The 26,211-nt window shown below is 63.3% G+C and carries 32 protein-coding genes and 2 pseudogenes; 21 read left to right on the top strand and 13 right to left on the bottom strand.

Going from position 1 to position 26,211, the window contains the following annotated elements; genetic code table 11:
* Positions 1-44: 44 nt before the first annotated feature.
* Positions 45-545: a peptide deformylase gene (locus tag EAV90_RS10580; protein ID WP_129143343.1), complete on the bottom strand. Its 501-nt coding sequence runs from the start codon at positions 543-545 to the stop codon at positions 45-47.
* A gap of 111 nt (positions 546-656) precedes the next feature.
* On the opposite strand from EAV90_RS10580, the pseudogene EAV90_RS10585 reads away from it, so the two are divergent.
* Both EAV90_RS10585 and EAV90_RS10590 read left to right on the top strand, forming a co-directional pair.
* A pseudogene (locus EAV90_RS10585) lies at positions 657-1,028 on the top strand (helicase-related protein); the annotation flags it as partial.
* 265 nt (positions 1,029-1,293) lie between these two features.
* Entirely contained in the window at positions 1,294-2,514 is a 1,221-nt protein-coding gene (locus EAV90_RS10590; RefSeq protein ID WP_129143345.1) for an MFS transporter, read from the top strand.
* Between the two features lie 21 nt (positions 2,515-2,535).
* On the opposite strand, the gene EAV90_RS10595 is transcribed toward EAV90_RS10590, so the two are convergent.
* The 5 genes and pseudogenes from EAV90_RS10595 to EAV90_RS41205 all read right to left on the bottom strand — a co-directional run bounded on the left by EAV90_RS10595 (position 2,536) and on the right by EAV90_RS41205 (position 4,710).
* A complete protein-coding gene (locus EAV90_RS10595) occupies positions 2,536-2,922 on the bottom strand; it encodes an ester cyclase (protein ID WP_129143346.1) in 387 nt (128 codons plus the stop codon).
* Positions 2,923-2,938: 16 nt separating this feature from the next.
* Positions 2,939-3,136, bottom strand: a pseudogene (locus EAV90_RS10600) (LysR substrate-binding domain-containing protein); the annotation flags it as partial.
* Positions 3,137-3,154: 18 nt separating this feature from the next.
* Complete coding sequence (locus EAV90_RS41200) at positions 3,155-3,277, bottom strand: hypothetical protein (RefSeq protein WP_283810456.1); 123 nt, start codon at positions 3,275-3,277, stop codon at positions 3,155-3,157.
* Positions 3,277-4,149, bottom strand: a complete 873-nt coding sequence (locus tag EAV90_RS10610) for a helix-turn-helix domain-containing GNAT family N-acetyltransferase (RefSeq protein ID WP_129143347.1) — start codon at positions 4,147-4,149, stop codon at positions 3,277-3,279. The genes EAV90_RS41200 and EAV90_RS10610 overlap by 1 nt, the downstream gene beginning before the upstream one ends.
* A 258-nt stretch (positions 4,150-4,407) precedes the next feature.
* Positions 4,408-4,710, bottom strand: coding sequence for an ATP-binding cassette domain-containing protein (locus EAV90_RS41205; protein WP_129143348.1), 303 nt, complete (start codon positions 4,708-4,710; stop codon positions 4,408-4,410).
* Between the two features lie 256 nt (positions 4,711-4,966).
* Here EAV90_RS41205 and EAV90_RS10620 point away from each other — a divergent pair, with 256 nt between their 5' ends.
* The 6 genes from EAV90_RS10620 to EAV90_RS10645 all read left to right on the top strand — a co-directional run bounded on the left by EAV90_RS10620 (position 4,967) and on the right by EAV90_RS10645 (position 10,077).
* A complete protein-coding gene (locus EAV90_RS10620; protein ID WP_129143349.1) occupies positions 4,967-6,631 on the top strand; it encodes an acetolactate synthase large subunit in 1,665 nt (554 codons plus the stop codon).
* Between the two features lie 144 nt (positions 6,632-6,775).
* On the top strand, positions 6,776-7,123 hold the full coding sequence (locus EAV90_RS10625; protein ID WP_018646107.1) for a Lin0512 family protein: 348 nt from the start codon (positions 6,776-6,778) through the stop codon (positions 7,121-7,123).
* Between the two features lie 4 nt (positions 7,124-7,127).
* A complete protein-coding gene (locus EAV90_RS10630) occupies positions 7,128-7,820 on the top strand; it encodes a GNAT family N-acetyltransferase (RefSeq protein WP_164936861.1) in 693 nt (230 codons plus the stop codon).
* Between the two features lie 69 nt (positions 7,821-7,889).
* Positions 7,890-9,074: a serine hydrolase domain-containing protein gene (locus EAV90_RS10635; protein WP_129143351.1), complete on the top strand. Its 1,185-nt coding sequence runs from the start codon at positions 7,890-7,892 to the stop codon at positions 9,072-9,074.
* A 96-nt stretch (positions 9,075-9,170) separates the two neighbouring features.
* Entirely contained in the window at positions 9,171-9,386 is a 216-nt protein-coding gene (locus EAV90_RS40450) for a hypothetical protein (protein ID WP_245162828.1), read from the top strand.
* A 25-nt stretch (positions 9,387-9,411) separates the two neighbouring features.
* A complete protein-coding gene (locus EAV90_RS10645; RefSeq protein WP_129143352.1) occupies positions 9,412-10,077 on the top strand; it encodes a DUF429 domain-containing protein in 666 nt (221 codons plus the stop codon).
* 33 nt (positions 10,078-10,110) lie between these two features.
* Here EAV90_RS10645 and EAV90_RS10650 read toward each other — a convergent pair whose 3' ends face one another.
* A complete protein-coding gene (locus EAV90_RS10650) occupies positions 10,111-10,290 on the bottom strand; it encodes a hypothetical protein (RefSeq protein ID WP_129143353.1) in 180 nt (59 codons plus the stop codon).
* Positions 10,291-10,454: 164 nt separating this feature from the next.
* Between EAV90_RS10650 and EAV90_RS39370 the strand changes: the two genes are divergently transcribed.
* Positions 10,455-10,601, top strand: coding sequence for a hypothetical protein (locus tag EAV90_RS39370; RefSeq protein ID WP_164936862.1), 147 nt, complete (start codon positions 10,455-10,457; stop codon positions 10,599-10,601).
* Between the two features lie 87 nt (positions 10,602-10,688).
* On the top strand, positions 10,689-11,393 hold the full coding sequence (locus EAV90_RS10655) for a glutathione S-transferase family protein (RefSeq protein ID WP_129143354.1): 705 nt from the start codon (positions 10,689-10,691) through the stop codon (positions 11,391-11,393).
* Positions 11,394-11,395: 2 nt separating this feature from the next.
* On the opposite strand, the gene EAV90_RS10660 is transcribed toward EAV90_RS10655, so the two are convergent.
* From EAV90_RS10660 to EAV90_RS10670, 3 genes are all read right to left on the bottom strand, one after another.
* Entirely contained in the window at positions 11,396-12,178 is a 783-nt protein-coding gene (locus EAV90_RS10660; RefSeq protein ID WP_129143355.1) for a sulfite exporter TauE/SafE family protein, read from the bottom strand.
* Between the two features lie 3 nt (positions 12,179-12,181).
* Positions 12,182-12,814 carry a TetR/AcrR family transcriptional regulator gene (locus EAV90_RS10665; protein ID WP_129143356.1) on the bottom strand — a complete coding sequence of 211 codons (633 nt, stop codon included), beginning with the start codon at positions 12,812-12,814 and terminating at the stop codon, positions 12,182-12,184.
* A 220-nt stretch (positions 12,815-13,034) separates the two neighbouring features.
* The gene (locus EAV90_RS10670) at positions 13,035-13,406 is read right to left on the bottom strand and encodes a tRNA-binding protein (RefSeq protein WP_129143357.1); all 372 of its coding nucleotides are present in this window, start codon (positions 13,404-13,406) and stop codon (positions 13,035-13,037) included.
* Between the two features lie 104 nt (positions 13,407-13,510).
* On the opposite strand from EAV90_RS10670, the gene EAV90_RS10675 reads away from it, so the two are divergent.
* Complete coding sequence (locus EAV90_RS10675) at positions 13,511-13,870, top strand: ArsC family reductase (RefSeq protein WP_129143358.1); 360 nt, start codon at positions 13,511-13,513, stop codon at positions 13,868-13,870.
* 89 nt (positions 13,871-13,959) lie between these two features.
* Here the strand turns inward: EAV90_RS10675 and EAV90_RS10680 are convergent, their stop codons facing one another.
* Positions 13,960-14,640, bottom strand: a complete 681-nt coding sequence (locus EAV90_RS10680; protein WP_129143359.1) for a hypothetical protein — start codon at positions 14,638-14,640, stop codon at positions 13,960-13,962.
* Between the two features lie 309 nt (positions 14,641-14,949).
* Here EAV90_RS10680 and EAV90_RS10685 point away from each other — a divergent pair, with 309 nt between their 5' ends.
* The 7 genes from EAV90_RS10685 to EAV90_RS10715 all read left to right on the top strand — a co-directional run bounded on the left by EAV90_RS10685 (position 14,950) and on the right by EAV90_RS10715 (position 21,504).
* Positions 14,950-15,705, top strand: a complete 756-nt coding sequence (locus EAV90_RS10685; RefSeq protein ID WP_122403625.1) for an ABC transporter ATP-binding protein — start codon at positions 14,950-14,952, stop codon at positions 15,703-15,705.
* The gene (locus EAV90_RS10690; RefSeq protein ID WP_122403624.1) at positions 15,698-16,444 is read left to right on the top strand and encodes an ABC transporter ATP-binding protein; all 747 of its coding nucleotides are present in this window, start codon (positions 15,698-15,700) and stop codon (positions 16,442-16,444) included. The genes EAV90_RS10685 and EAV90_RS10690 overlap by 8 nt, the downstream gene beginning before the upstream one ends.
* Before the next feature lie 109 nt (positions 16,445-16,553).
* A complete protein-coding gene (locus EAV90_RS10695; RefSeq protein WP_122403623.1) occupies positions 16,554-17,777 on the top strand; it encodes an ABC transporter substrate-binding protein in 1,224 nt (407 codons plus the stop codon).
* 73 nt (positions 17,778-17,850) lie between these two features.
* A complete protein-coding gene (locus EAV90_RS10700) occupies positions 17,851-18,714 on the top strand; it encodes a branched-chain amino acid ABC transporter permease (protein WP_028178028.1) in 864 nt (287 codons plus the stop codon).
* Between the two features lies 1 nt (position 18,715).
* Positions 18,716-19,684 (top strand): branched-chain amino acid ABC transporter permease, encoded by a 969-nt coding sequence (locus tag EAV90_RS10705; protein WP_122403622.1) that lies wholly within the window; start codon positions 18,716-18,718, stop codon positions 19,682-19,684.
* Positions 19,685-19,840: 156 nt separating this feature from the next.
* Positions 19,841-20,485, top strand: coding sequence for a DUF47 domain-containing protein (locus tag EAV90_RS10710; protein ID WP_122403621.1), 645 nt, complete (start codon positions 19,841-19,843; stop codon positions 20,483-20,485).
* A gap of 11 nt (positions 20,486-20,496) precedes the next feature.
* Positions 20,497-21,504, top strand: a complete 1,008-nt coding sequence (locus EAV90_RS10715; RefSeq protein ID WP_129143360.1) for an inorganic phosphate transporter — start codon at positions 20,497-20,499, stop codon at positions 21,502-21,504.
* On the opposite strand, the gene sugE is transcribed toward EAV90_RS10715, so the two are convergent.
* Positions 21,497-21,811, bottom strand: a complete 315-nt coding sequence (sugE, locus tag EAV90_RS10720) for a quaternary ammonium compound efflux SMR transporter SugE (RefSeq protein ID WP_122403619.1) — start codon at positions 21,809-21,811, stop codon at positions 21,497-21,499. The genes EAV90_RS10715 and sugE overlap by 8 nt on opposite strands.
* A 170-nt stretch (positions 21,812-21,981) precedes the next feature.
* Here sugE and EAV90_RS10725 point away from each other — a divergent pair, with 170 nt between their 5' ends.
* Complete coding sequence (locus EAV90_RS10725) at positions 21,982-23,604, top strand: peptide chain release factor 3 (RefSeq protein WP_129143361.1); 1,623 nt, start codon at positions 21,982-21,984, stop codon at positions 23,602-23,604.
* A 230-nt stretch (positions 23,605-23,834) separates the two neighbouring features.
* Positions 23,835-24,407, top strand: a complete 573-nt coding sequence (locus EAV90_RS10730; RefSeq protein WP_129143362.1) for a hypothetical protein — start codon at positions 23,835-23,837, stop codon at positions 24,405-24,407.
* Positions 24,408-24,455: 48 nt separating this feature from the next.
* Here EAV90_RS10730 and EAV90_RS10735 read toward each other — a convergent pair whose 3' ends face one another.
* Complete coding sequence (locus EAV90_RS10735; protein ID WP_129143363.1) at positions 24,456-25,412, bottom strand: TIR domain-containing protein; 957 nt, start codon at positions 25,410-25,412, stop codon at positions 24,456-24,458.
* Between the two features lie 136 nt (positions 25,413-25,548).
* Between EAV90_RS10735 and EAV90_RS10740 the strand changes: the two genes are divergently transcribed.
* The gene (locus EAV90_RS10740; protein ID WP_129143364.1) at positions 25,549-26,199 is read left to right on the top strand and encodes a queuosine precursor transporter; all 651 of its coding nucleotides are present in this window, start codon (positions 25,549-25,551) and stop codon (positions 26,197-26,199) included.
* Positions 26,200-26,211 lie beyond the last annotated feature (12 nt).

Raw genomic sequence — 26,211 nt, forward strand, 5'->3', positions numbered from 1 at the left:
TCTACATGGCTCAAATTGGTGGATGACACTGTCGCCAATCCCCCCTATGCGTTCCGCGACATCTTCTCGAACTTCTTCACCAGCCGTTCCCGCTTCAGCCGCGACAGCCGCTGGATCCAGAACATCCCGTCGAGCTGGTCGATCTCGTGCTGATGGCAGACGGCGCGCAAGCCCTCCGATTCCTCGTTTTGCATATTGCCCTCGACGTCCTGGTAGCTGATCCGCACCCGCGCATGGCGCTGCACCTCGTCGTTGACCCCGGGCATCGAGACGCTGCCCTCGCGATGCATGATCATCTCGGGCGAGGCCCATGTGATCTCCGGATTGACGTAAGTCCGCGCGCCATCCTTGGCCTCGAGCTCCAGCACCACGACGCGCAAGGGCACGCCGATATGCGGCGCGGTAATGCCGATGCCGGGCGGGGCGCGCATGGTCTCGAGCAGGTCGTTCACGAGGTCGCGCAAGGACTCGTCGAACGCGGTGACGGGGCCGCCCGGCAGCGCGAGCCGGCGGTCGGGATAGCGCACGATCGGGCGAATACTCATGCAGGCTCCTACCAGTCACTCACGGATCGTTGAAGCATCCCCCGCACGGCCCTGTGAGCCGCTCTGTTATTCCGGATAAGGCGTGCCGTCCTTGTGCAGGAAGGGAAGCGCGAAGACGATGGCATGCGTTACAGCCTCCTCACCGGCGACACCAGGGACCGCAAGACCGCGATCGAAGCCTTTCAGAACGGCGCGGCGAAGGTGTTCCTGGTCAGCCTCAATCTCACCGCTGCCGTCACCGTGATCGTCTTCGATCCCTGGTGGAATCCCGCGGTCGGGGAACAGGCCATCGATCGTGCCTACCGGAGCGGGCAAGACAAGGCGGTGTTCGTTTACAGACTTGTCGCCGCCGCCACGATCGAGGAGAAGATGAACGATCTCGAGGCCCGAAAGCAGGCCCTGGCTGACAGCCTGTTCGAGGGCGATGGACAGATCGCTTCGGCGCTCACCGAGGACGACGTCAGGGCCTTGTTCGAGGCTTGACCGAGCGCGGCGCTGCGGTGAGCGCGGCCGGGGGATGTTGCCATTATGCCGGTGTTTTGCCCGACAGGTCAAATCGCGCCCTGACATCGCAAATGACCGTCCTCGTAAGTCATTGATCCCGCTGGTGCCCGCTACTGTGCATGGGGTTGTTTTTTCACTTTTTGCTTCAGGTCACAAAAGCGTGCGGCAAAAATGACGTGACCGCTGTCGGCCGGCGCCGTTCCCATTCGTCTTCCATGTGAGACAGACCTGACGGGAGACCGAAATGACCTCTTCCAACTATCGCTGGGTGATCGTCGTCGCTGGCAGCCTGCTTGGCTGCGTCGCGGTCGGCGGCATGTTTTCGCTGCCGGTGTTCCTGCAGCCGATCGCAAAGGACACCGGCTGGTCGGTGACCGGCATCTCCAGCGCGATGACGATCGGCTTTCTGGCAATGGCCTTCACCAGCATGGCCTGGGGCACGGCAACGGACAGGTTTGGGCCGCTGCCGGTGGTGCTGACGGGATCGACCGTGTTGGCGCTCAGCCTGTTCGCGGCGAGCCATGCGACCTCGCTGATCGTGTTCCAGATCGTGTTCGGCCTGCTGGTCGGGGCGGCCTGCGCGGCGATCTTCGCGCCGATGATGGCGACCGTCACGGGCTGGTTCGACACAAATCGCAGCCTCGCCGTGTCGCTGGTCTCGGCCGGCATGGGCATGGCGCCGATGACGATGTCGCCGCTGGCGGCCTGGCTCGTCTCCGGTCACGACTGGCGCACCTCGATGCAGATCGTTGCGCTCGTGGTCGGCGCCATCATGATCCCGGTCTCGCTGCTGGTGCGCCGTCCGCCGGCGCTCGCGCAGGCCGCGGCCACACCGGCGGGCGAGGGTGCCGCGCAAGGCGAGATGTCGATGGGCGAGGCGCTGCGCTCCCCGCAATTCCTCATCTTGCTTGCCACCAACTTCTTCTGCTGCGCGACCCATTCCGGTCCGATCATCCATACCGTCAGCTATGCCGTGAGCTGCGGCATTCCGCTCGTCGCGGCGGTGACGATCTACAGCATCGAGGGGTTCGCCGGCCTCGGCGGGCGCATCGCCTTCGGCCTGATGGGCGACCGCTTCGGCGCCAAGCGCGTGCTGGTCTCCGGCCTCCTGCTGCAGGCGTTCGGCGCGCTCGCCTATGTCTTCGCGCATCAGCTCACGACGTTCTATGCGGTCGGCGCGATCTTCGGCTTCATCTATGCCGGCACCATGCCGCTCTACGCCGTTCTGATCCGCGAGAACTTTCCGCTCAAGATGATGGGCACGGTGATCGGCGGCACCGCGATGGCCGGCAGCCTCGGCATGGCAACCGGCCCGCTCGCCGGCGGCCTGATCTACGACGCCTTCTCCAGCTACGCCTGGCTCTACATCGCCTCCTGGGCAATGGGCTTGGGTGCGTTCCTGATGGCCATGACGTTCCGCCCCTTCGCAAAGCCGCAAGGCGAGATGGCGCCGGCAGCGGCGTGAGCGCCGGATCGAGGCGCGGCCTCAGAGCTGCGTCTCGATCGCCGCCTTGTCGATCACCGACCAGACCTGCCGGATCTTGCGGTTGCGAAATTCGTAGAACACGTTTTCGTGGAAAGACACGCGCTTCCCATTGACCGCAAGGCCGAGGAATATCCCGACTGGTGTGCAATCAAACTTCAACCGGGCAGCGATGCGGGGAGGATCGGAGATCAGCATCTCGATGTGAAATTGCAGATCGGGTATCTCCCGAACATCCCGTTCCAGCATCGCGCGATAGCCCGCAAGCCCAAGCGGCCGCGCGTTGTGGGCGACCTCATCGTGCACGAATTGTCCGAGGGCCGGCCAGTCCCGCCGGTTCAGGCAGGCGATGTAGTCGCGGTAGATGGCGGCAAGATCGTCCCTGGCCATGGCAGGTTCCTTCGGCTCATGCGCGCCGCTGCACGTGATCGATGAGCGCGCGCAGTTTTGGCGCGACGTTGCGGCGGCTCGGATAGTAGAGGTAGAAGCCGGCGAAGAACGGGCAATAGTCTTCCAGGATCGGCACCAGCTCGCCGCGTGCGATCGTGGGCCGGAAGCTTGCCTCCATTCCAAAGGTGATCCCGGCGCCGGCCGCCGCGAGCTTGGCTCACCGCCGACCGGGTCACGCGCGATGAAGACCTATCGCGCCATCGCGCTTCAGCCCGACGCGATCGCGCGAGCCGTGCGCTTTGCCATCGAGCAGCCCGAAGTCCGACGCGGACGAGATGACGATGCCCCGCCGCATCAGAGGCGCTTCTCGAAGAAGAGGTCCGGGTAGGGATCATCGTTGAAGCGCGGGATCTCGCGCCAGCCCGTGCTGCGATAGAGCTGACCGGCTTCGGGCAGCGCGCTGTTGGTGTCGAGCCGCAGCAGCGTGATACCGAGCTCGCGCGCGGTGCTCTCGGCCGCATCCATCAGCCGCCGGCCGAGCCGCAATCCGCGTGCCCCGGGCGCGACCCAGAGTCGCTTGATCTCGGCGTAGCCGTGGTCGGTCCCCTTCAAGCCGACGCAGCCGATCGGCAGCGTGTCCGAGATCGCGACGATGAAGCTACCGCGCGGTCGGCGCATGTCGTTGGCGTCGGGGTCGCGCGACAGCGAGACGTCAAAGCCGTGCTTGAAGCGGCGGCCGAGCTCGGCATAGTACTCGCCGAGACAGTAGCGGGCCTGCTCGCTTCGCGGATCCATCTCATCGAGTGCAACACGCTCGCGCGTCAGCGCAGAGGCGACCAGGTCCATCGCCGCCAGCAGCACCTCGGCTTGCGAATGTTGCGCCAGGATGCCGTCGGCCTGCGCGTTCGACAGCGCCTCGTAGGCCGCGAACTCGCGCCGGCCCGCCCGCGTGAGCTTTGCCATGCGCCGACGCGCATCGTCTTCGCGCGCGGCGGTCTCGATCAGCCCTTCGTCCTCGAGGCTGCGGAGCAGCCGGCTCATCAATCCGGAATCGAGACCGAGATAGTCGCGGATCTCGGCGACGTCGGAGCGCCCGTGGCCGATCGCATTGAGCACGCGCGCCGCGCCGAGCGGCCGGCCGCGCCCGAGGAACGAGGTATCGAGCGCACCGACGGCAGAGGTGACGGCGCGGTTGAAACGGCGGACGCGGGCGACCGGGTCGAGCATGATATCTGACTTTAGTCAGAGATCGTGGACTGTCAATCGCGGACCGAGCCGCGTGCGCGGGCGCGGTCGGCAAATCTGTCGGCAAGGACCGCGCATCGTTGTCGCCATGATGCCCGGCGGCGGACTCGGCTTCCTTCAGGAGGGCGACCAGCGCGGTCATGAACGCGACCGTCTCTTCCGTCGTGATGTGGCGGACAGTCTCGGCCTTCTCGGCGCGGCGGTTGTTCTGCTCGGATGCAGCCATCGCCCCGCTCCTCGTCAGCGTTCGCGGAAAGCACGGGTCAGGTCGTCGCGGAGCGGACCAAACAGATATTCGAACAGCGTGCGCGGCCGCGTCGGCACGATCACGGCGGCGCCGTCTGCCTTGGCGCTGAGTAGCGCAGCCTTCAGCGCCTCCTCGCCGGGTGCGTCGAGATTTGCATTGGGCTCATCCGGCACGAGCAGCGGCGGCCGGCCGAGCAGAGCGCGCGCAAGACCGAGCCGCTGGCGCTGTCCGCCGGAGAGGCCGACGCCGCCGACGCCGAGCCGGGTGTCGTACTGCCGCGGCAGATCGAGCACCATGTCGTGGGTCGGCGCCGAGACCGAAGCATCGATGCCGCCGGTTCCCGCAAGGGCAGCGCGCTTGACTCTGTTGTGCGAGGTATTTGAGACGCTGCCGCGAACACCAATCCATCACCGTCACCCCTCAGGATGACGGAACGTGCTCAGACAACGAATAAAGTGTCCAGTCCACGCTGCATTGTGAGTTGTGCCGGAACGATGGACGGCTACGATGGGCGGCTCCTGGAGCTTGGGATGCGTAACGAGCGGAGACGACATGAGCGGACAGGACCATAAGGTGAAGGGATCGGACCTGTTCGTCGCGGCCCTGGAGAATGAAGGTGTCGATCGCATCTTCGGCATTCCCGGCGAAGAGAATCTCGATCTGGTCGAATCGCTTCGCGCCTCCAAGGTCGAGCTGGTCCTGACCCGCCACGAGCAGGCCGCTGCCTTCATGGCCGCAACCCATGGGCGGCTGACCGGCAAGCCCGGCGTTTGTCTGTCGACGCTCGGCCCCGGTGCCCTCAACCTGTCTACCGGCGCCGCCTATGCGCATCTCGGCGCGATGCCGATGATCCTGATTACCGGTCAGAAGCCGATCATGAGCAGCCGGCAGGCGCGCTTCCAGATCGTGGACGTGGTCGCGACCATGAAGCCGCTGACGAAGCTGTCGCGGCAGATCGTCAGCGCCTCCAGCATTCCAACTGTTGTACGCGATGCGTTCCGCGTGGCGATGGAGGAGCGGCCGGGCCCGGTGCATCTCGAACTGCCCGAGGACATCGCGGGCGACGAAGTGCCTGGTGTCCCCATGATCCCCGTCCATCCGATCGAAATCCCTGTCGCCCATCGCGCCGCGCTCGACCGCGCCGCCGAGATGATCGTGGCCGCGAGGCGCCCGCTGGTGATGATGGGGGCGGCGACCAGCCGGCCGCGGTCGACACATGGCATCGCAAGTTTCGTGCGGCGCACCGGCATTCCGTTCTTCACCACGCAGATGGGCAAGGGGACCGTACCCGGCGGCACCAATCTCTACATGGGCACTGCGGCGCTGTCGGAGCGCGATTACGTTCACGACGCGATCGATGCCGCCGACCTGATCGTCGCCATCGGGCACGATCCGGTCGAGAAGCCCCCCTTCATCATGGGCCCCTCGGGCCCGAAGGTCATTCACGTCAGCTATACCCCGGCGAGCGTCGAGCAGGTCTATTTCCCCGATGCCGAGGTTGTTGGCGACGTCGGTCCCAGCCTGGAGCTGTTGGCGGATCGGCTCGAAGGCAAGCTGCCGCAGGCGGCGGCGCTGCTCCCGCTCCGCGAAGAGATTCTGAACCACATCGCCGATCGTGCCACCGAGGCGCGCTGGCCCCCGACGCCGCAGCGCATCGTGCACGACATCCGCCAGGTGATCCCCGAGAACGGCATCGTCGCGCTCGACAACGGCATGTACAAGATCTGGTTCGCGCGCAACTACCGCACCCGCGTCGCCAATACGCTGCTGCTCGACAATGCGTTGGCGACCATGGGCGCCGGCCTGCCGTCGGCGATGATGGCTGCGATGCTCTATCCCGACCGCCGCGTGCTCGCGGTCGCCGGCGACGGCGGCTTCATGATGAACAGCCAGGAGATGGAGACGGCGGTCCGCCTCAAGCTCAATATGGTCGTGCTGGTGCTGGAGGACAACGCCTACGGCATGATCCGCTGGAAGCAGGCCGTCGATCATTTCGCCGATTACGGCATGACTTTCGGCAATCCCGACTTCGTCCACTATGCAAAGGCTTACGGGGCGCAAGGGCATCGGATCGTGAGCATCGACCGCTTTGGCCCGACTCTGGAGGCTGCCTTCAAGGAGGGCGGCGTGCACCTCGTCTCGATCCCGATCGACTATTCGGAGAACGTGCGGGTGCTGGTCGACGAGCTGCGCGCGCATGAGAAGGCAAAGGCGTGAGAACCACGGTCTCGTGCCCCGGCTCTGCGCAGCAACGTCAAGAGCGTTGCAGCGCGTCCGGGACACGAGAGCAATAACTGCGCTTGTGCCGCGCGTCCCGATCGCCGACACTCTCAATCACTCGACCAACCACAGGACTTTGAAATGACTCGCGTTCGTTGTGTCACCGAGATGGGTATGGGCGTCGATGTCCACGGCAGGGACGCCACCAAGGCGGCGAAGCGGGCGGTGTCGGATGCCATCAGGCATTCGAGTCTCGGTTTCTTCCGGATGATCGGCAAGACCGCGAACGACATGTTCGTCGATGTCACGATCGGAGTGCCCAACCCCGAGGCGGTGGACAAGGAAGCCGTCGCAAAGGAGCTGCCTTACGGCACCGTGACCGTGACGGCGGTCAAGGGCGGGCTGGAGATCCCCTCGGCGACCGAAGTCGCCAACGACCCCATCCTGATCGCAAATGCCGCCGTCATCGTCAGCTTCGACAAGGACTAGGCCGGTGTCCGACAGTGACTTGGCGCTGCTGGATCGCCCGATCTGGAGCGCGCTGACGACGAGCCAGAAGCATCTGGCCGAGGGCGGCCCGCAAGCGCTGCGCTATCCCGTGGACATGACGCCCTTTGCCGACATGGCCGATATGTCCGCTGCAAGCTTTGCGGCGCTCGGCGATCTCATGTCACCTTCGCAGGTCGCGGCGCTGTTCACGCCGGAGCCGGTTGACGTTCCCGCCGGGTTCAAGGTCGTTCTTGCCGACACCGGCGAGCAGATGATCGGCTCGCCCGCCGATAGTCCGCTTCGCGATGCCGAGATCGTCACGCTGGGGGCGGCCGACGTGCCTGCCATGATGCGGCTGATCGAGCTGACCAAGCCCGGTCCATTCGCGCTGCGTACCCATGAGCTCGGCACTTTCCTCGGCATCCGCGCAGGTGGCGAATTGGTCGCGATGACGGGTGAGCGGATGAAGCCGGGGAAATTCGTCGAGATGACGGCCGTCTGCGTGCATCCGGACTATCGCGGGCGCGGCTATGCACAGGCGCTGCTCGCGGCGGTCGCGCGCCGGATCGAAGCGCGCGGCGAAATTCCGTTCCTGCACGTGTTTTCGAGCAACACGTCGGCGATTGCGCTGTACCAGCGGCAGGGAATGAAAATCCGTCGCCGCCTGTACGTCACCGCGCTCATGAAGCTGGGATGAGCTGCGCGGCAGGCTTCATATCGCAGGAAATCTCGTTATATCGATCCCAACCAGAATTGGGGGAAACACATGGACGCCAGGACGACAGATTTTTCCGCCGCACGGACGGCGATGCAGCGCTACGTCGATCAGGAGATCATTCCCGGTGCGTCGTGGGCGGTGCTGCGGGGGCGCGAGGTGGTCGATCAGCAATGCGTCGGCTTTGCCGACCGCGAGGCGAAGACGGCGCTCCGGCCCGACCATATCTTCCGCGCGTTTTCCAATACGAAGATCTTCGTCACCTGCGCGATCATGCTGCTGACCGAGGAAGGTCGCATCGGGCTCGATGATCCGGTCGAAAAGTTCCTGCCGCAGTTCGGCAACCGCAAGGTCTTGAAGCAGGGCGCGACAAGCCTTGCCGACGTCGAGCCGGCGAGGGGGCTGATCACGATCCGCCAGCTTCTGACCCACACATCGGGCCTCAGCTACGGCATCTTCGATCCCGGCACGGTGCTGTTCAAAGGCTACAACGAGGCGCGTGTGCTCAATCCGCTGACGCCGCTCTCCGACATGATCGACAGGCTTGCCGACCTGCCGCTGTCCTATCATCCGGGCGACGGCTGGGAATATTCGGTGGCGACCGACGTGCTGGGCCGCATCGTGGAGGTCGTCTCGGGCAAGTCGCTCGATGGCTTCCTCAAGGCGCGCATCTTCGATCCGCTCGGAATGACCGACACCGGCTTCTACGTCCCCGAGGCGCAGCAGGGCAGGCTGGTTGCGCTCTACAACGGCGTCGACGTGCTCGATCCCATGAAGCCCGGCCTCACCCGCGCCGACCATCTGCCATATCCGCAGGCGTATCGGCAGCCGTTCCCGCGGCTCTCGGGCGGCGGCGGTCTGGTTTCGACCCTGCCGGACATGCTTGCGCTCGTGCGCGCTCTACTGCCCGGGCCGGATGCTCTGCTGAAGCCGGAGACGCTGCGGCAGATGATGACGAACCAGCTCCCCGCAGGCCAGACCATCCGCTTCGCCAATCTCGGGCCGATTCCCGGCAAGGGTTTTGGTCTCGGTGGCGCCGTGACCTTCGCGCCGACGCCGTTCGATCCGCCGAACTCCACCGGCGAATTCCAGTGGGGCGGGCTTGCCGGCACCCATTGGTGGATTTGTCCTGAGGCCAATACCGCGGGCGTGTTGATGGCCCAGCGTTACATGGGCTTCTGGAATCCGTTCTTCTTCGAGTTCAAGCGCCTGGCCTACCAGGCCGTTGGAGGCTGATCTCAAAAAAAATTGCACGCGCCCGCGAATCCTTTTCGGCCAGCGCGCCCTCTTGATGCTCGAGGCATTCGGCCTCGGCTCATCTCGGAGGATGCGATGGCATTTTACAGGAAGAACATCGGCGGCCTGCACCAGGCGGTGCGGATCGCGCTGGGCGTGGCAATGGCGGGCAGCATAGAGGACGCAGGCGAGAGGCTTGCCTTCCGTCTGCAATTCGCGTCAGTCTTTCCACCGATCGAACTCGCCTTCGCCGGCCTCGGCGACGGCGAACGGCCGCAGCGAGTGCAGCACCCGCACGGTGCCGGCGTGTGAGAATTGCAAGTGACGGACGCATGACGTGCCAAACTATCTCGGCCTCGATGGATTTCGGTTCGGCTGGGTCGCTGCCTGGATCGACGACCGCGGCGATCACGGCTTCGACTATTCGCCGGGCTTGATGCGCCTGCTCGCGATCCCGCACGCACGTGCGATGATCGACATGCCGATCGGATTGAACCCGAACGGCTATCGCGCTTGCGATCTGCGGGGGCGCGAATTGGTCGGCCCTGCCGTGTTTCTCGGTGCGCGCCGAGACCTTTGGACGTTCCCGGACATGGCTGCCGCCAATCGCCATTACTGGGAGCACGAAGGCAAGGGCAGGGGCATATCTGCGCAGCTCTGGAACATCAGGGACAAGATGAGAGAGCTCGACGAGGCCATGACGCCGACGCGGCAGGCGATGATCGGCGAGGCCCATCCCGAATTGATCTTCTGGAATCTCGCAGGGCGTGGCCGTCTCGCAAGGAAGACGTCGGCGCACGGTCTCGAACAGCGGACCGCGCTCTTGGCGCAGCGCGGTTTCACGCGCCTGCCGAAATGGCTGACGCCACGCCACGGCACCGGCATCGGCCGCGACGATCTCGTCGACGCCTGTGCCTGCGCGGTCGCGGCGCGTGACAGCACGGAGCGCGTCGGCGGCGAGGAGATCGATCCTCGCGGCTTGCGGATGGAGATCAACTACTGAAACCGATCAGCCATTCCGATCGCCTTGGAGATGTCAGTGACTATTGCGACCCGGAGTCGAGGAGCCGCCTTCGTCGTCCAATCTTGTCGCCCTCGCTTCGTACTCGTCTGCCATCGCTAGCAACCGTTGTGCAGCTTCGCCATGATCGAGCTCGTTCGCGACGCGGCGACAGCGTTCAGCATGATCGAGCAGGGCGCGCTTCTCGATGTTCATGCAGCGACAACGCTCAAAGGGATCATTCGTCCCTGCACGGGTCGTCGGAACAGCGCGATGGCTTCGCGCAGAATTCGGGAAAAAACAGCAATATTTCCATGCCGCCTCGGAACGTGGCGCTTGCGCCGACGTTTACGCCTAAGACTGCTGAGGAACAGAATTTGATGTACGACGTGTGCCAATTGGCGACCGCGATGCTCGCGATCGCCTTCACGGGCCTCCTGTTGACCACGGGTCAACGGTTCATCGCGTATCGACTGCAGCATGAGGCAATGATCCCGATCGCGGCGATGGCGACGCTGCCGCGATGAGTGCGGGTTCGCAGGGATAAATCGTGACTTGCGCCGGACGGCGTCCTGCCTAGATTGTGCACGCTCAGTCATGCACCAAAGGTCCCGATGCCCGATCTGTCCGCCTTTCCCATCACCAGGCGTTGGCCGGCGAAACATCCCGAACTGCTTCAGCTCTATTCCTTGCCGACGCCGAACGGCGTCAAGGTCTCCATCATGCTGGAGGAGATCGGGCTTCCTTACGAAGTTCACCTCGTCGATTTCGGCAAGGACGATCAGAAGACGGCCGAATTCCTCTCGCTCAATCCGAACGGCAAGATCCCGGCGATCCTCGATCCCAGCGGCCCCGGCGGCAGGCCTCTGCCGCTGTTCGAGTCCGGGGCGATCCTGCAATATCTCGCGGAGAAAACCGGCAAGCTGCTGCCGCAGGATGCCGCGCGCCGCTACCAGGCCATCCAGTGGCTGCACTTCCAGATGGGCGGCATCGGACCGATGTTCGGCCAGGTCGGCTTCTTCCACAAATTCGCCGGCAAGGAGTTTGAGGACAAGCGGCCCCGCGACCGCTACGTGGACGAATCCAAGCGCCTGCTCGGAGTGATGGAGGCGCATCTGTCCGGCCGGCAATGGTTCATGGATGACGACTACACCATCGCCGACATCTCCATGCTCGGCTGGGTGCGCAATCTCATCGGCTTCTATGGCGCCGGCGAGCTCGTGGAGTTCGGTCAGTTCAAGGCCGTCGGCAGCTGGCTCGAACGCGGGCTCGCGCGTCCTCCGGTGCAACGCGGGCTGAACATTCCGAAGCGACCGTAAGTTCAGCTCAGCGCCTTGTGGGTCATATAGAGCGCCATCAGCGAGACGAAGGCGATCATGGCCCGGCGCAGCGCTGATTTGCTGACGCCATTGGCCATGCGTGCGCCGAGATCGATCCCGATCCAGAGGCCGGCAAGTATGCCGGTGACGGCCGGCCAGCCGACCATGAGCCCCTTGCTCCAGTAGATCCAGGCCGCTGGAACGTTGGTGGGGATGATCGAGAAGACGAGGCTGACGAGCTGCGCCTGGTGCTGTGGGACGCGAAGACCCGCAGCAAGGCCCACAGTGATCGCGAGGCCGACGCCGATGCCCATGAAGCCCGAGGAAAATCCGGCAAGCAGGCCGATGAGGAGCAGGGGCAGCCAGGGCAATTCGGCTGAAGCGCTTGCCTCGGTGGCGTCGTCCTTGCCGTCACGGCGCAGAGCCAGCATTGCGATCAGCGCGGCGAGATAGACCACGTAGGTCCATTGCAAGACCGAATCGGAGGCAGCCGCCGCGGCATAGCCACCGCCCGCGCCACCGACGAGAAATCCGATTCCGATCCAGACGATCCATTGCAGCGGGCTGCGGTTGCCGCTCTGCCAATAGCGGCGTGCGCCGGCGAGACCGGTCGGAGGGATCTGCGTGATCAGCGACGTGCCCTGGGCGACGTGCTGCTCGGCACCGAGGAACAGCACGGAGAAGATCACGAGGCCGCCGCCCGGGCTCGTGCCCGTAAAGCTTGACGCCAGTCCTGCAACCAGACCGACACCGACGCCGGCGAGGAGTTCATGAAGCCAGGACATCGTTCATGTCCTGGTTCGTCGCTTGACGTCCGGCTTCGGCATGCGCAAGCCGTCGATCACGCTGTCGACGGCCGCCATGCAGGCGTCGACGTCGAGGTCCTCGCCCCAGCACTGTTGCAGCACAAAGCCTTGAAAAGTCGCGATCAGCACGCGCGCGATCGCCTCGGCGCGGAGCTCGCGCTTGATGAGCCCGTCATGCTGGCCGCGCTCCACCAGCGCCGCGATCAGCGCGCGCGGCATGTCGATGCCTTCGACGACGCTGCTGCGGATGCGGCGGTTGCGCAGCGCTTCGGCCCAGCCATGGATGCCGACACGGCGGCGGGCTTCGCCGCCGGGATCGGTGAGCCATTGCGCGTAGACGCGGACCAGCGCGTGCAGCCCTTCGATTGGATCACCGGATCCTTGCGCCACCGAGTTGAGCACGGCCTCACGGCGATGCCGGTCGTCCGCGAGCGCTTCGATCAGGTCGTCCTTGCTCTGGAAGTACAGATAGACCGCGCCGTGGCTCAAGCCCGACCGCTTGACGATATCGGCCATGCCGGTCTGGTGAAAACCGTTCTCGGCAAAGCAGGCGAGGGCCGCTTCGAGGATCTGCTGCCGCCGGCCTTCGCGCTTCTTGTCGCTGATCTTTGGCATCAGCCCGGTCCATAAATAACTGACGGATCGATCGTTTTGGGGAGTTGGTCGAGGATGCACCAATTCCGGCGCGATAAAATAAAAAAACGATCGATCAGTCATTTTGTGAAGATGACTGTGGCAAGTCAAGACCTGCCGGCGCCGATCGGGAGACAAGCCGGTGAAGTGGCTGGCGCGCCCCTGCCGGAGGCGGCGGGGCGGCTCTTGGTTCGTGTGCCCGCTAGAACAGCCGTCCGCCGTTCGGCACAGGCTTGCTCGGCTGCACCAGCACGACCTTGCCGTTCGCATCGGGGAAGCCGAGCGTCAGCACCTCGGAGACCACTGGGCCGATCTGGCGAGGCGGGAAATTGACGACGGCCGCGACCTGTTGCCCCACGAGGGTATCGAGTGGGTGGTTTTCAGTGATCTGTGCCGAACTCTTGCGCACGCCGACGGCGGGACCGAAATCGATCCACAGCCGCCAGGCCGGCTTGCGTGCCTCCGGAAACGGCTTGGCGTCGACGATGGTTCCGACACGGACATCGACGGCGAGGAAGCTGTCGAAGTCGATGGTCGGTGAGGCGGCAGCTGCGGGATCGTGGGTGACGTGCATGGAATGTCCGTTCGGAGAGTTGGCGGCGTCCGCAATATTGTCGCGCGAGCCGGAGTTTCGTACAACGCCAAGAGTGTCACGATACGCCATGCGCGAGGAGCGTCTTGCCCAACATCATCTACGGCATCAAGAACTGCGACACCATGAAGAAGGCCCGCGCCTGGCTCGATGCGCATGGCGTGCCTTACGACTTTCACGACTACAAGGCCGCAGGTGTCGAGAAGGACAAGCTCAAGCAGTGGAGCGACAAGGTCGGCTGGGACGCGCTACTCAATCGCGCCGGGACGACCTTCAAGAAGCTCCCCGATTCCGACAAGGAAAGCCTCACCGAGAAGAAGGCGTTGGCATTGATGCTGGCGCAACCATCGATGATCAAGCGGCCCGTGCTGGAAATCGGCAGCAAGCTGCTGGTCGGCTTCAAGCCGGATATCTATACCAAGGAGGTCGGTGGCAAAGCGCGCTGACTGCTGAAGCATGATCGGGCGGTTCTCCTGAAAGATCATGCGTAAGCAACAATCTGAAGCGCGACGATGATTCCAAATCTCATCGCGCTTTAGTTCAGCTCGATGATCCCGGTGGCGATGCCGGAGCCCGGCTGGTCGGCGAACTCGACCGTCTCGGCGGGCGCAATGCGGCCGGGGGCGCGATGAAACAGCTCGCGATCGATTACCGCGCGCATCTTTGGACGCGGCAGCGCGTCGTTTCCGCGCATCAGATTCTTGATCTCGAAGCCGCCGTCCTCGCAGAACGTCTTGACCGAGGCGATGACGTGACAGACCTTGCCGTCAGTCTGGAAGGGCAGCAGCAGCCGTTCATAGGCGACGATGCGTCCGTAGACGTCCTCGACGTCGGCCACGCTGTAGACGGGCAACCCGCGCGCCACGCATTCGTGATAGATCGGTATCACGAATGGCGCGAGCCGCGGTCCGACATAGTCATCGAGCGGAACGCCCTTGCCGGTATGTCCATAGGCGCGCGAGATGCGCGTGCCTTCGCTCTGGATGATGAGGCGCGGCGTCGGCGTCGAAAATTCCACCGTATAGTAGATGAGATCCCACAGTTCCTCCTCAAGTCGCACCGGCTGATACTCCCAGATCGCCGGCGCGATCTGCCGGCGCGCGTAAAGTCGCAGCCACGTGTTCAGGAGATCGCGTTGCCGGATCGACTTGACGACGGAGGGAGGGGCGCTTGCAAAATCCAAAGCAATATTCTCCGCACGTGAAGACCCGCACATGATCCCGCTTGCGGGAAAATTTTCTATGAAGGCTGGCGCGGGAGACGAAAGACCGTTAACGACGGCTTGATGGCCGGCGCCTTGCGAACCGGGACGCCGGGCAGGCACGACATCAAAACGTCTCCGACTAAGGGAGCATTTGTATCCCAGCCGGAGGCTTGATCTGCTCAGCTTTCCGCCTTGCCTAACCCCCGTCACCTCCGGCATATTCCGCGCCCGGAGGCGGCGTCCCGGGCGGGCTCCAAGGCCTCCGGACAGCCGAAGTAACAAGGACAGCCACGCGTCTAGCGCGGGCAGGGGGAAATCTGTTTGGCCAATGAGTTCATTCTCGAAACGGAAGGCTTGACCAAGGAGTTCGCGGGCTTCTTCGCCGTCCGCGACGTTGCGCTCAAGGTTCGCCGTGGGAGCATTCACGCATTGATCGGCCCGAACGGGGCCGGCAAGACGACCTGCTTCAATCTATTGACCAAGTTCCTCAAACCGTCTGCCGGAAAGATCCTGTACAAGGGGCAGGACATCACGGCGATGGCACCGGCCGATGTGGCGCGCATGGGTCTTGTGCGTTCGTTCCAGATTTCGGCGGTGTTTCCGCATCTCACCGCGCTGGAAAACGTCCGTGTCGCGCTTCAGCGCCAGCACGGCTCTTCGTTCGACTTCTGGCGCTCGAAGTCCGTGCTCAACCGCTTCAACGATCGCGCGCGCGAGCTGTTGAACGATGTCGGCCTCAGTGAGTTTGCCAATACGCCTGCGGTCGAGATGCCCTACGGGCGCAAGCGTGCACTCGAGATCGCAACCACGCTTGCGCTCGACCCTGAGATGATGCTGCTGGACGAGCCGATGGCCGGCATGGGTCACGAGGACATCGACAAGATCGCGGCGCTGATCAAGCGCATCTCCGCGAAATATACCATCCTGATGGTCGAGCATAATTTGAGCGTCGTCGCCAACCTCTCCGACATCATCACCGTGCTGACGCGCGGGCAGGTGCTCGCGCAGGGCCACTACTCCGAGCTCACCAAGGACGAGCGCGTCAAGGAAGCCTATCTGGGAGCCGGTCATGCCTGACACTGCAATCGCCGAGGCTCCGGCCAGGGCTGCGACCGGCGGCAACATCCTTCAAGTCCGCAATCTCGAATCCTGGTACGGCGAGTCCCACATCCTGCACGGGATCAACTTCGACGTGAACGCGGGCGAGGTCGTCACCCTGCTCGGGCGCAACGGCGCCGGCAAGACCACCACGCTGAAGTCGATCATGGGCATCATCGGCAAGCGCTCGGGCTCGGTGAAGTTCAACGACGAGGAGATCATCCGTGCGACCTCCGACAAGATCGCGCGCATGGGCATCGCGTTCTGCCCGGAAGAGCGGGGTATATTCTCCAGCCTCGACGTGCGGGAGAATCTGATGCTGCCGCCGGTCGTCCGCGCAGGCGGACTGCCGCTCGACCAGATCTTCGACCTGTTTCCGAACCTCAAGGAGCGGCTGTCCAGCCAGGGCACCAAGCTGTCGGGCGGAGAGCAGCAGATGCTCGCGATCGCGCGCATCCTGCGCACCGGCGCGAGTTTCCTGATGCTGGACGAGCCGACAGAGGGCCTTGCGCCCGTCATCATCCAGCAGATCGGCCACACCATTGCGCGGCTCAAGAAGGAGGGCTTCACCATTCTGCTGGTCGAGCAGAATTTCCGCTTCGCATCCACCGTTGCCGACCGCTACTACGTGGTCGAGCACGGCAAGATCATTGACGGATTTTCCAACGCGGAGCTTGCCACCAACATGGACAAGCTCCACACCTATTTGGGTGTCTAGTGCATGATCAGGACCCTGAGGGCCGCGCTATCACAAATGGTGCGGTTTCCGACAAGATCATGCTCAAACTGAAGAACTGCCAACGAGAAAATTCAAAAAGGAAAGTTGCATGAACACCAGGTCGATTGCGTCATTGCTGCTGACCACCGCGCTCACCTTCGCCGCTGCAGGCGTCGCGTCCGCGCAGGACAAGACCGTGAAGATCGGCGCGCTGTCCGATCAGTCCGGCCTCTATGCCGATCTCGGCGGCCCCGGCTCGACGCTCGCCGCGCAAATGGCCGTTGAGGATTCCGGCCTGGCCGCGAAGGGCTGGAAGATCGACATCATCTCGGGCGATCACCAGAACAAGCCCGATATCGGCACCGCGATCGCGCGGCAGTGGTTCGACGTCGACAAGGTCGACATCATCGTCGACGTGCCGAACTCGGGCGTCGCGCTCGCCGTCAACAACGTCATCAAGGAAAAGAACGGCGTCTACATCAACTCCGGCGCGGCGACATCGGACCTCACCAACGCGCAGTGCTCGCCCAACACCGTGCACTGGACTTACGACACCTACATGCTGGCCCACACCACCGGCCAAGCCCTGGTCAAGGCCGGCGGCGACACCTGGTTCTTCCTGACCGCGGACTACGCCTTCGGTGCCGCGCTCGAGCGCGACACCAGCGCGGTCGTCACCGCCAACGGCGGCAAGGTGGTGGGCGGCGTCAAGCATCCGCTGAACACGCCGGATTTCTCCTCCTTCCTGCTCCAGGCGCAGGCGTCCAAGGCCAAGATCATCGGTCTTGCCAATGCCGGCGGCGACACCACCAACACCATCAAGCAGGCGGCCGAGTTCGGCATCGGCAAAGGCGGCCAGAAGCTCGCGGCGCTGCTGCTCTTCCTCACCGACGTCAAGGCGATCGGGCTGGAGACGGCGCAGGGCCTCAACTTCACCGAGACCTTCTACTGGGACATGAACGACCAGACCCGCGCGTTCTCGAAGCGTTTCGCCGCGAAGATGAAGAACAATGCGCCGCCGACCATGGTGCAGGCGGGCGTCTATGCCGGCGTGCGTCACTACCTCAAGGCTCTCGAAGCACTCGGCGGCAATCCGCATGACGGCGTCAAGATCGTCGAGAAGATGAAATCGATGCCGACCGAGGACGATCTGTTCGGCAAGGGCGAGATCCAGCCCAACGGCCGCACCATCCACAGCGCCTATCTGTTCGAGGTGAAGAAGCCCTCCGAGTCCAAGGGACCGTGGGACTTCTACAAGCTGGTCGGCACGGTGCCGGGCGACCAGGCTTTCACCCCGCTGTCCGAGAGCAAGTGCGCGCTGCTCAAGAAGTAAGATAACGGCCCGCAGGCCATCGAGCCTGCGGGCGACTTTCACGGGAACGCCGAAGGGACCGGGTGCGGGATCGATGCAGGCTCTTTACGCTCAGCTACTGGTGGGACTGATCAACGGCTCGTTCTACGCGCTGCTCAGTCTCGGGCTTGCCGTGATCTTCGGCATGCTCAACATCATCAATTTCGCCCATGGCGCGCTCTACATGATGGGCGCCTTCGTGGCGTATTTCCTGCTGAACCTCGGCGGCATCAACTACTGGTGGGCGCTGCTGCTGGCGCCGATCATCGTCGGCATCTTCGGCATGATCCTGGAACGGACCATGCTGCAATGGCTGACCGGGCTCGACCATCTCTACGGCCTGCTGCTGACCTTCGGCATCGCGCTGATCGTGCAGGGCGTGTTCCAGAACTACTTCGGCTCCTCGGGCCTGCCTTACGCCATTCCGGACCAGCTCAAGGGCGGCATGAATCTCGGCTTCATGTTCTTGCCCGTCTACCGCGGCTGGGTCGTCGTGTTTTCGCTGGTGGTGTGTCTTGCCACCTGGTTCCTGATCGAGAAGACGCAGCTCGGCGCCTACTTGCGCGCCGCCACCGAAAACCCCACGCTGGTCCGCGCCTTCGGCATCAACGTGCCGCGCATGATCACGCTGACCTATGGTCTCGGCGTCGGCCTCGCCGCGCTCGCAGGCGTGCTCTCGGCGCCAATCAACCAGGTGCGGCCGCTGATGGGCGCCGACCTCATCATCGTCGTGTTCGCGGTGGTGGTGATCGGCGGCATGGGTTCGATCATGGGCTCCATCATCACCGGCTTCGCGCTCGGCGTGATCGAGGGTCTGACCAAGTATTTCTACCCCGAGGCCTCCAATACCGTCGTGTTCGTACTGATGGTGCTGGTGCTCCTGGTGAAGCCAACGGGATTGACGGGAAGAGCGGCCTGATATGACAACCCTGACGGACGATACGCTGCCTGCAAGCCCGCGTGCGATGCGCGACGAGATGATTGTGTTCGTGGTGATGGCGCTGCTCTTGGCGTCTGTCCCGTTCACGGGAGTCTATCCGTTCTTCGTGATGCAGGCGCTGTGCTTTGCGCTGCTCGCCTGCGCCTTCAACCTCTTGGTCGGCTATGGCGGCCTGTTGTCGTTCGGCCATGCAATGTTCTTGGGGACGGCCGGCTATTGCAGCGCGCACGCGCTCAAAGTGTGGGGACTGCCGCCGGAGCTCGGCATTCTCGTCGGCGTCGCCGCGGCGTTCGGCCTGTCGGTCATCACCGGTTACATCTCGATCCGGCGCCAGGGCATTTATTTCTCGATGATCACGCTGGCGCTGTCGCAGCTGCTGTACTTCATCTACCTCCAGGCACCGTTCACCCATGGTGAGGACGGCATTCAGGGCATTCCGCAGGGGCACATGTTCGGCGTGCTCGATCTCTCGAATGCGACGGTGCTGTACTATGTCGTGCTGGCCGGCTTCCTCGCTGGCTTCCTGTTGATCTTCCGCATCATCAACTCGCCGTTCGGCGAAGTCCTGAAGTCGATCCGCGAGAACGAGCAGCGGGCGATTTCGCTCGGCTATCGCACCGACCAGTACAAGTTCCTGGCCTTCATCCTCTCAGGGACTCTGGCCGGCTTTGCCGGATCGCTGAAGGTGTTCGTGGCGCAAAATGCCTCGCTCACCGACGTGCATTGGTCGATGTCGGGCGAAGTCGTGCTGATGACGCTGGTGGGCGGTCTCGGTACCATTTTCGGCCCCGTGGTCGGCGCCTTCGTGATCATCGCCATGCAGCAGTATCTGGCGGGCTTCGGCCAGTGGGTCACGGTGATCCAGGGCGCGATCTTCGTGATCTGCGTGCTCACCTTCCGCCGCGGCGTCATCGGCGAAATCGCGCATTACTTCCGAAGATCGCTCTAAGCAACTGATTTTAAATAGATTTACTGACCGCTTGAAAGCGGTGGATGATCCGGCTCCGCGGGCGTGAGATGACACGCGCGCGGATCGAAAATGGTCTATGACAGTTTCGTGACGGCCCCTTCGGGCCTGGCCATTTCCAACCGGTAGCCTGTCCCCATGATGCGATGGTTTCGTGCGTTCCTGCCCAAGGAAGAACGGTTCTTCGACCTGTTCGACCGGCATGCCCAGACGGTGATCCAAGGGGCGATCGCGCTACAGGGCATGCTCAATGGCGGCGAGGAGACGCCGGTCTATTGCCAGCGCGTCAATCAGTTCGAGAACGACGCGGACAACATCACCCGTGAGGTGCTGACGGCGGTGCGCCGCACCTTCATCACCCCGTTCGACCGCGGCGACATCAAGAACCTGATCACGTCGATGGACGATGCCATCGATCAGATGCAGCAGACGGCCAAGGCCGTGATGCTGTTCGAGGTTCGCGCCTTCGAGCCGCCCATGCGCGAGATCGGCGGGCTCCTGATCGAATGCGCCAATCTGGTCGGGCGTGCGCTGCCGCTGATGCAGTCGATCGGCCCGAACGTCGCCATGCTGACCGCCATCACCGAAGAGCTCGGCAAGCTGGAGGGCCGGGTCGACGATCTTCACGACATCGGCCTGAAGGAGCTGTTCCTCAAGCACCGCGAGGGGAATGCGATGGACTTCATCGTTGGCGTCGAGATCTACGACCACCTGGAGAAGGTGGCCGATCGCTTCGACGACGTCGCGAACGAGATCAACAGCATCGTCATCGAGCAAGTGTAGGCGGGGCTGCCGTGGATGCTGCGTTGGGTGTTCCCGTCCTGGTCGGACTGATCGCCGTCGCGCTGCTGTTCGACTTCCTGAACGGCCTGCACGACGCCGCCAATTCGATCGCGACCATCGTCTCGACCCGCGTGCTGCGGCCGCAATTCGCGGTATTCTGGGCCGCTTTCTTCAATTTCGTCGCCTTCATGGTGTTCGGCCTGCACGTCGCCCAGACCATCGGCACGGGCATCATCGATCCCTCGATCGTCGATGCCCAGGTGATCTTCGCGGCGCTCGTCGGCGCCATCGTCTGGAACCTCGTGACCTGGGCGCTCGGCATTCCTTCTTCATCCTCGCACGCGCTGATCGGAGGCCTCGTCGGCGGCGGCATGGCCAAGGCGGGGATTTCGGCCGCGGTGTGGAGCGGGCTGTCCAAGACGGTGCTGGCGATCGTACTGTCGCCGCTGGTCGGCTTTCTGCTCGCGATGATGCTGGTCGCGATCGTGTCCTGGGCCTCGGTGCGTTCGACGCCGTTCGCGGTCGATCGCGCGTTCCGCATCCTGCAATTCGCCTCCGCCTCGCTCTATTCGCTCGGCCATGGCGGCAACGACGCGCAGAAGACCATGGGCATCATCGCGGTGCTGCTCTATTCGCAAGGCCATCTCGGCAGCGAGTTCTCGGTGCCGTTCTGGGTCGTGCTGTCCTGCCAGGCGGCGATGGCGCTGGGCACGCTGATGGGTGGCTGGCGCATCGTCCGCACGATGGGCCTGCGCATCACGAAATTGACGCCGATGCAGGGCTTTTGCGCCGAGACGGGGGGTGCCGCGACCCTGTTCATGGCGACCTATCTCGGGGTTCCCGTCTCGACCACCCACACCATCACCGGCGCCATCGTCGGCGTCGGCGCGGCCCGCCGCGTCTCGGCAGTGCGCTGGAACGTCGCCAGCTCGATCGTCTATGCCTGGGTGATCACGATCCCGGCCTCGGCCATCGTCGCCGCGCTGACCTGGTGGGTGGTTCAGATCTTCGTCAGGTAACGAGCTTCAGCCCGGCAATCCCGGCGACGATCAGGGAGATGCTGGCAAGACGGAAGGCCGTTGCCGGCTCGCCGAACAGGACGATGCCGAGCGTCGCAGTGCCGACCGCGCCGATGCCGGTCCAGACCGCATAGGCGGTTCCGACGGGAAGTGATTTGAGCGCAAGCCCGAGCAGGATGACGCTGCCGGCCATGGCCGCCAGCGTGATGACGGACGGAACGAGCCTGGTGAAGCCCTCGGTGTATTTCAAGCCGATCGCCCAGGTGATCTCGAGAAGACCGGCGACAAACAGGATGCTCCAGGCCACGACGACCCTCCATTTCAGCAGGGTCGTCCCCGCGGCTGACGTGCTGATGGATAGGGAGGCCGTCCTCCCCAAGACTGATATCCAAGCGCCGATATGGGGCTGGCCGAAGGCCTGTGCAATCACCAAATGAGGCTTGATCAGGCCCGTTTTCCCTGCCACACGCTCCCGCCATGTCCGACATCGCCACAACCACAGCCGAATCGCCGGCCCGTTCCCCGCTTGCCGCTGAAGTGGCGCGGCGGCGGACCTTCGCGATCATCTCCCACCCCGACGCCGGCAAGACCACGCTGACCGAAAAGCTGCTGCTGTTCGGCGGCGCCATCAACCTCGCCGGCCAGGTCAAGGCCAAGGGCGAGCGGCGCAATACGCGCTCGGACTGGATGAAGATCGAGCGCGAACGCGGCATCTCGGTCGTCACTTCGGTGATGACCTTCGAGTTCGAAGGTCTCGTGTTCAACCTCCTGGACACGCCGGGCCACGAGGACTTTTCGGAAGACACTTATCGCACGCTCACGGCGGTCGATTCCGCGGTGATGGTGATCGACGCCGCCAAGGGCATCGAGGCGCGCACCCGAAAACTGTTCGAGGTGTGCCGCCTGCGCGATATCCCGATCATCACCTTCATCAACAAGATGGACCGCGAGAGCCGGGATGTGTTCGAGCTGCTCGACGAGATCGAGAAGACGCTGGCGCTCGACACCACGCCGATGACCTGGCCGGTCGGGCGCGGCCGGGATTTCCTCGGCACCTATGACGTCGTCAATGGCGGCGTGCGCCTGCTCGACGGCGGCGGCGCCAAGACCGGCGCGGCGCTTGAGATCGAGATCGAAGAGCTCGCCAAGCTCAACGCCAATCTGGACGTCACTGCCGTGAAGGACGAGCTCGAGCTCGTCACCGCAGCGTCAAAGCCGTTCGAGCTCGAGGCGTTTCGCGAGGGCCATCTGACGCCGGTCTATTTTGGCAGCGCGCTGCGCAATTTCGGCGTCGGCGATCTCCTGGAAGGCCTCGGCAAGTTCGCGCCCGAGCCGCGCGCGCAGGACAGCGACCAGCGCAAGGTCGAGGCGACCGATCCCCGCATGAGCGCGTTCGTGTTCAAGATCCAGGCCAACATGGATCCGAACCACCGCGACCGCATCGCTTTCGCGCGGCTCTGCTCCGGCAAGCTCAGTCGCGGCATGAAGGCCAAGCTGGTGCGCACCGGCAAGAGCATGCCGCTGTCGAGCCCGCAATTCTTCTTCGCGCAGGATCGCTCGGTGGCGGACGAAGCCTTCGCCGGCGACGTCGTCGGCATTCCCAACCACGGCACGCTGCGCATCGGCGACACGCTGACGGAAGGCGAGGATTTCAACTTCGTGGGCGTGCCGAGCTTTGCGCCGGAAATCGTCCGCCGCGTCCGTCTGACCGACGCGATGAAGGCGAAGAAGCTGAAGGAAGCGCTTCAGCAGATGTCGGAAGAGGGCGTGGTGCAGGTGTTCCGTCCGCGCGACGGCGCGCCGGCGCTGGTCGGCGTGGTCGGCGCGCTCCAGCTCGACGTGCTCAAGGCGCGGCTCGAGGCGGAATATTCGCTCCCGGTGGAGTTCGAGGTCAGCGAGTTCCAGCTGGCGCGCTGGGTCTCCTCCGAGGACCGCAAGAAGCTCGACAGCTTCATCGCCGCCAACACCTCCAGCATCGCGGACGATGTGGATGGCGATCCCGTGTATCTCGCCAGGAACGAGTTCTACCTCGGCTACACCAGGGAGCGCGCCGAGGGCATCGAGTTCACCAACGTCAAGGACGTCAAGAAGAAGGGGTAGGGTGCGTTCCCTCCTGGGGCAGCTGCACCCACAGCTGTCATGCGCCGGCTTGACCGGCGCATCCAGTACGCCGCAGCCTCTCGATTCAATTACAAGCGCCTCGGAGTAGGGGTCGCCGGTCAAGCCCGGCGACGACAGTTGCCCTGAACGCGAGCACTTGAATTGCGATAGGCTTGACCTTGTTGGAGGCAGCGCCACGTTCCATTTGTATCACGTTGTGAGCTCATTCCATGTGGCGCGTCATCCTTGTTGCTCTCCTGCCGGCGACGACGCTCGCCGCCGACGCGCGGCCCCGGCAGATCAATCCGATCCCGTTCTCGCACGAGCCGTGTAGCGTGCTCGACGGCCGGCCCTGCACGCCATCTTATTGCAGCCCGCTCGAGCCCGGCCCCTGTATTCCCGAGATGGACTATCCTTACGGCCAGAACCTCCAGCTCACGATCGAAAGCGTGCCGTCCGATGCCGACCGCGCCAAATACCGGAAGCCGGATCACGATCTCGACACGATCGGCGATCTCTTTGCCGAGCTGCGCAGCTGCTGGTCGCCGCCATCGAATAATGCCCGCGCGGGCATGCAGATGTCGGTGCGGTTCAGCCTCAACCGATCGGGTGGCCTGATCGGCCCACCGCGCATGACATTTGCGACCGCGGGCGTTCCCGTAGACACCCGCACGACCTATCTCAACGCGATCAATTCATCGCTGAAGGCTTGCTTGCCGCTGAAGTTGACCGCCGGCTTTGCCGGCGCGCTGGCCGGCCGACCCATCGCGATCCGTTATGTCGATAATCGGCACCCAAACTGACCCGCTGTCGGGTTTAGCCCAGCGGCAAGGCCACCGTGAGAGGTCTTGTCAGTTCAGCAGATTCCATTTGTGAAGTTTGAGTGCGATGGTGGCTTCGAGGTCTTCGATCCTGTCGAATTCCTCATAGGTGACCCCGTTGAGATCCGATGGCAGTTTCAACGGTTTCTTCAGCAGGATAGCGACTCGGTCGAACGCTCGGAATTTGGCGAATAGCAACCCCATCTCGAAGATGACGTTCTCACGTGCCCGTGCAGCACATTGGTCGTTGGATTTTGCCAGGCGTCCCTCGTCGTCGGGCGTGGCAAGGATGAAGCCTGCTTTGCAAGTTCGGATGAGGTCTTCCAAGGCTGCCAAGATCGTCGTTGCGTTCTTGTCTTCCCGCGCCAGCACCTTGGGAGTGACCTTCCTGTCCCGAAGGATGTCCTCGAGCGCCTTCCGGCTGACGTTGTCTCGGCCATGCACGATGAAGACGTTCCGATCGATCTGGAGTTCGGGGTGAGGTGTATGAAGGGCGAGTGCCAAGATGTCAGTATAGGCCTCTAGTACGCGTTTATCCTCGGCAGAAAATGTCTTCGCCGGATCGTTGTTATGGAAGCAGGCGACGCCAAATGGTCTTTGACCTTGTCCCAATTTGATTGGAAAGCAAACCATGTTCTGGATTGGGCTTTCGCCGTAGAACTCACCTCCTTCGGCCCGTGAAAACGTGGTCGGCATACCCGTTCTAAAGCATACTCCAGCAGTTGTACCGTAGTAGCCCAACGCGGACGGAAAGCTGGCACGTTCTTGCGGATCCAATAGGCGATCGCGAAAGAGAAAATCGCCTTCGTTGAATAGCACAAGCCGCTTTGTCCTTTGATGGTTGATCAGCACCGATCCGGCATCGGCTGCCGGGCTGATCGCAATCGCCGTTTGCAGGAATTCTACAATGATTGCTTCCTGCGAACGGCCGTGGGAAGCACGAAGGAAATCCAATATTCTGACGTCAAAACTGATTTTGTCGGCCATAATCAACGGTCCGGTCGTTATGCAATGCCCGGATCATATTCCGCCGGATGTCTAATTCAACAAGAAGTTGTTTTTGGGAGTTTGGGCCCGTAGCCTTGACCTATCAACGCCAGACCGCCCCGGGGGCCGTGAGCCGATGGATGCCAGGATCAGCTATTTTCTATTTCTGCTCACACTCCATTCCTCGCTGCTGATCACCAGCACGATCGCGGGCTCAAAGCTGTTCGCCCTGCCTTTCGGCCTGGACGCCAGCGCGACCGTGTTCAGCTATCTCTTGACATTCATCATTCTCGACACGATCGCGGAATTGTTCGGCAGGGAGTATTCCAGGCGGGTGATCAATCTCGGCCTGGTCAGCATGGCCTTGTCCGCCGCCTATTTCGAGTTTGCCGCCTATCTCCCGGCGGCTTCGGGCTGGCACCACCAGCAGGATTTCGAAACGGTCGTCAGCTCCTCGGTTCGAATCTGGATCGGAGGCTGGATCGCCTACATGGTCAGTCAACACTTCGACCTGTCGTTCTTCCTCCTGCTGCGCAAGACGGCGTTCGGCAGGAGGTCCGTGGTGCTGTCGGCCTGGCTTAGCCTGATGTTGGCTCAGCTGCTGGACACCGTCATATTCGTGTCGATCGCGTTCTACGGTACCGGCGTCGTCATGCCGACGATCGTTGGCCAGTACATGATCAAGCTGCTCTTCTCCACGGTTGCCGCGCCTCTGGTGAAGTTGAGCATCGCGATGGGACGAGACTGGATCGAAGCCCGAAGCGGAAAGCTGGTTGAGAAGGACTGACGCATTGCGCTT

Origin of the sequence: Bradyrhizobium vignae (assembly GCF_004114425.1) — a bacterium.
Taxonomy (GTDB): Bacteria; Pseudomonadota; Alphaproteobacteria; order Rhizobiales; family Xanthobacteraceae; genus Bradyrhizobium; species Bradyrhizobium vignae.

Bases quoted from the DNA above. Each gene is read 5' to 3' on its own strand.
- EAV90_RS10590 (WP_129143345.1), top strand. From the start codon at position 1,294: ATGACCTCTTCCAACTATCGCTGGGTGATCGTCGTCGCTGGCAGCCTG.
- EAV90_RS10705 (WP_122403622.1), top strand. From the start codon at position 18,716: ATGACAACCCTGACGGACGATACGCTGCCTGCAAGCCCGCGTGCGATG.
- EAV90_RS10680 (WP_129143359.1), bottom strand. From the start codon at position 14,640: ATGTGCGGGTCTTCACGTGCGGAGAATATTGCTTTGGATTTTGCAAGC.
- EAV90_RS10690 (WP_122403624.1), top strand. From the start codon at position 15,698: ATGCCTGACACTGCAATCGCCGAGGCTCCGGCCAGGGCTGCGACCGGC.
- EAV90_RS10595 (WP_129143346.1), bottom strand. From the start codon at position 2,922: ATGGCCAGGGACGATCTTGCCGCCATCTACCGCGACTACATCGCCTGC.
- EAV90_RS10665 (WP_129143356.1), bottom strand. From the start codon at position 12,814: ATGCCAAAGATCAGCGACAAGAAGCGCGAAGGCCGGCGGCAGCAGATC.
- EAV90_RS10580 (WP_129143343.1), bottom strand. From the start codon at position 545: ATGAGTATTCGCCCGATCGTGCGCTATCCCGACCGCCGGCTCGCGCTG.
- EAV90_RS10670 (WP_129143357.1), bottom strand. From the start codon at position 13,406: ATGCACGTCACCCACGATCCCGCAGCTGCCGCCTCACCGACCATCGAC.
- EAV90_RS10625 (WP_018646107.1), top strand. From the start codon at position 6,776: ATGACTCGCGTTCGTTGTGTCACCGAGATGGGTATGGGCGTCGATGTC.
- EAV90_RS10695 (WP_122403623.1), top strand. From the start codon at position 16,554: ATGAACACCAGGTCGATTGCGTCATTGCTGCTGACCACCGCGCTCACC.
- EAV90_RS10710 (WP_122403621.1), top strand. From the start codon at position 19,841: ATGATGCGATGGTTTCGTGCGTTCCTGCCCAAGGAAGAACGGTTCTTC.
- EAV90_RS39370 (WP_164936862.1), top strand. From the start codon at position 10,455: ATGTACGACGTGTGCCAATTGGCGACCGCGATGCTCGCGATCGCCTTC.
- EAV90_RS10660 (WP_129143355.1), bottom strand. From the start codon at position 12,178: ATGTCCTGGCTTCATGAACTCCTCGCCGGCGTCGGTGTCGGTCTGGTT.
- EAV90_RS10635 (WP_129143351.1), top strand. From the start codon at position 7,890: ATGGACGCCAGGACGACAGATTTTTCCGCCGCACGGACGGCGATGCAG.
- EAV90_RS41205 (WP_129143348.1), bottom strand. From the start codon at position 4,710: ATGGTGCTCGATCTGCCGCGGCAGTACGACACCCGGCTCGGCGTCGGC.
- EAV90_RS40450 (WP_245162828.1), top strand. From the start codon at position 9,171: ATGGCATTTTACAGGAAGAACATCGGCGGCCTGCACCAGGCGGTGCGG.
- EAV90_RS10740 (WP_129143364.1), top strand. From the start codon at position 25,549: ATGGATGCCAGGATCAGCTATTTTCTATTTCTGCTCACACTCCATTCC.
- EAV90_RS10725 (WP_129143361.1), top strand. From the start codon at position 21,982: ATGTCCGACATCGCCACAACCACAGCCGAATCGCCGGCCCGTTCCCCG.
- EAV90_RS10700 (WP_028178028.1), top strand. From the start codon at position 17,851: ATGCAGGCTCTTTACGCTCAGCTACTGGTGGGACTGATCAACGGCTCG.
- EAV90_RS41200 (WP_283810456.1), bottom strand. From the start codon at position 3,277: ATGCGGCGGGGCATCGTCATCTCGTCCGCGTCGGACTTCGGGCTGCTC.
- EAV90_RS10650 (WP_129143353.1), bottom strand. From the start codon at position 10,290: ATGAACATCGAGAAGCGCGCCCTGCTCGATCATGCTGAACGCTGTCGC.
- EAV90_RS10620 (WP_129143349.1), top strand. From the start codon at position 4,967: ATGAGCGGACAGGACCATAAGGTGAAGGGATCGGACCTGTTCGTCGCG.
- EAV90_RS10655 (WP_129143354.1), top strand. From the start codon at position 10,689: ATGCCCGATCTGTCCGCCTTTCCCATCACCAGGCGTTGGCCGGCGAAA.
- EAV90_RS10610 (WP_129143347.1), bottom strand. From the start codon at position 4,149: ATGCTCGACCCGGTCGCCCGCGTCCGCCGTTTCAACCGCGCCGTCACC.
- EAV90_RS10730 (WP_129143362.1), top strand. From the start codon at position 23,835: ATGTGGCGCGTCATCCTTGTTGCTCTCCTGCCGGCGACGACGCTCGCC.
- EAV90_RS10735 (WP_129143363.1), bottom strand. From the start codon at position 25,412: ATGGCCGACAAAATCAGTTTTGACGTCAGAATATTGGATTTCCTTCGT.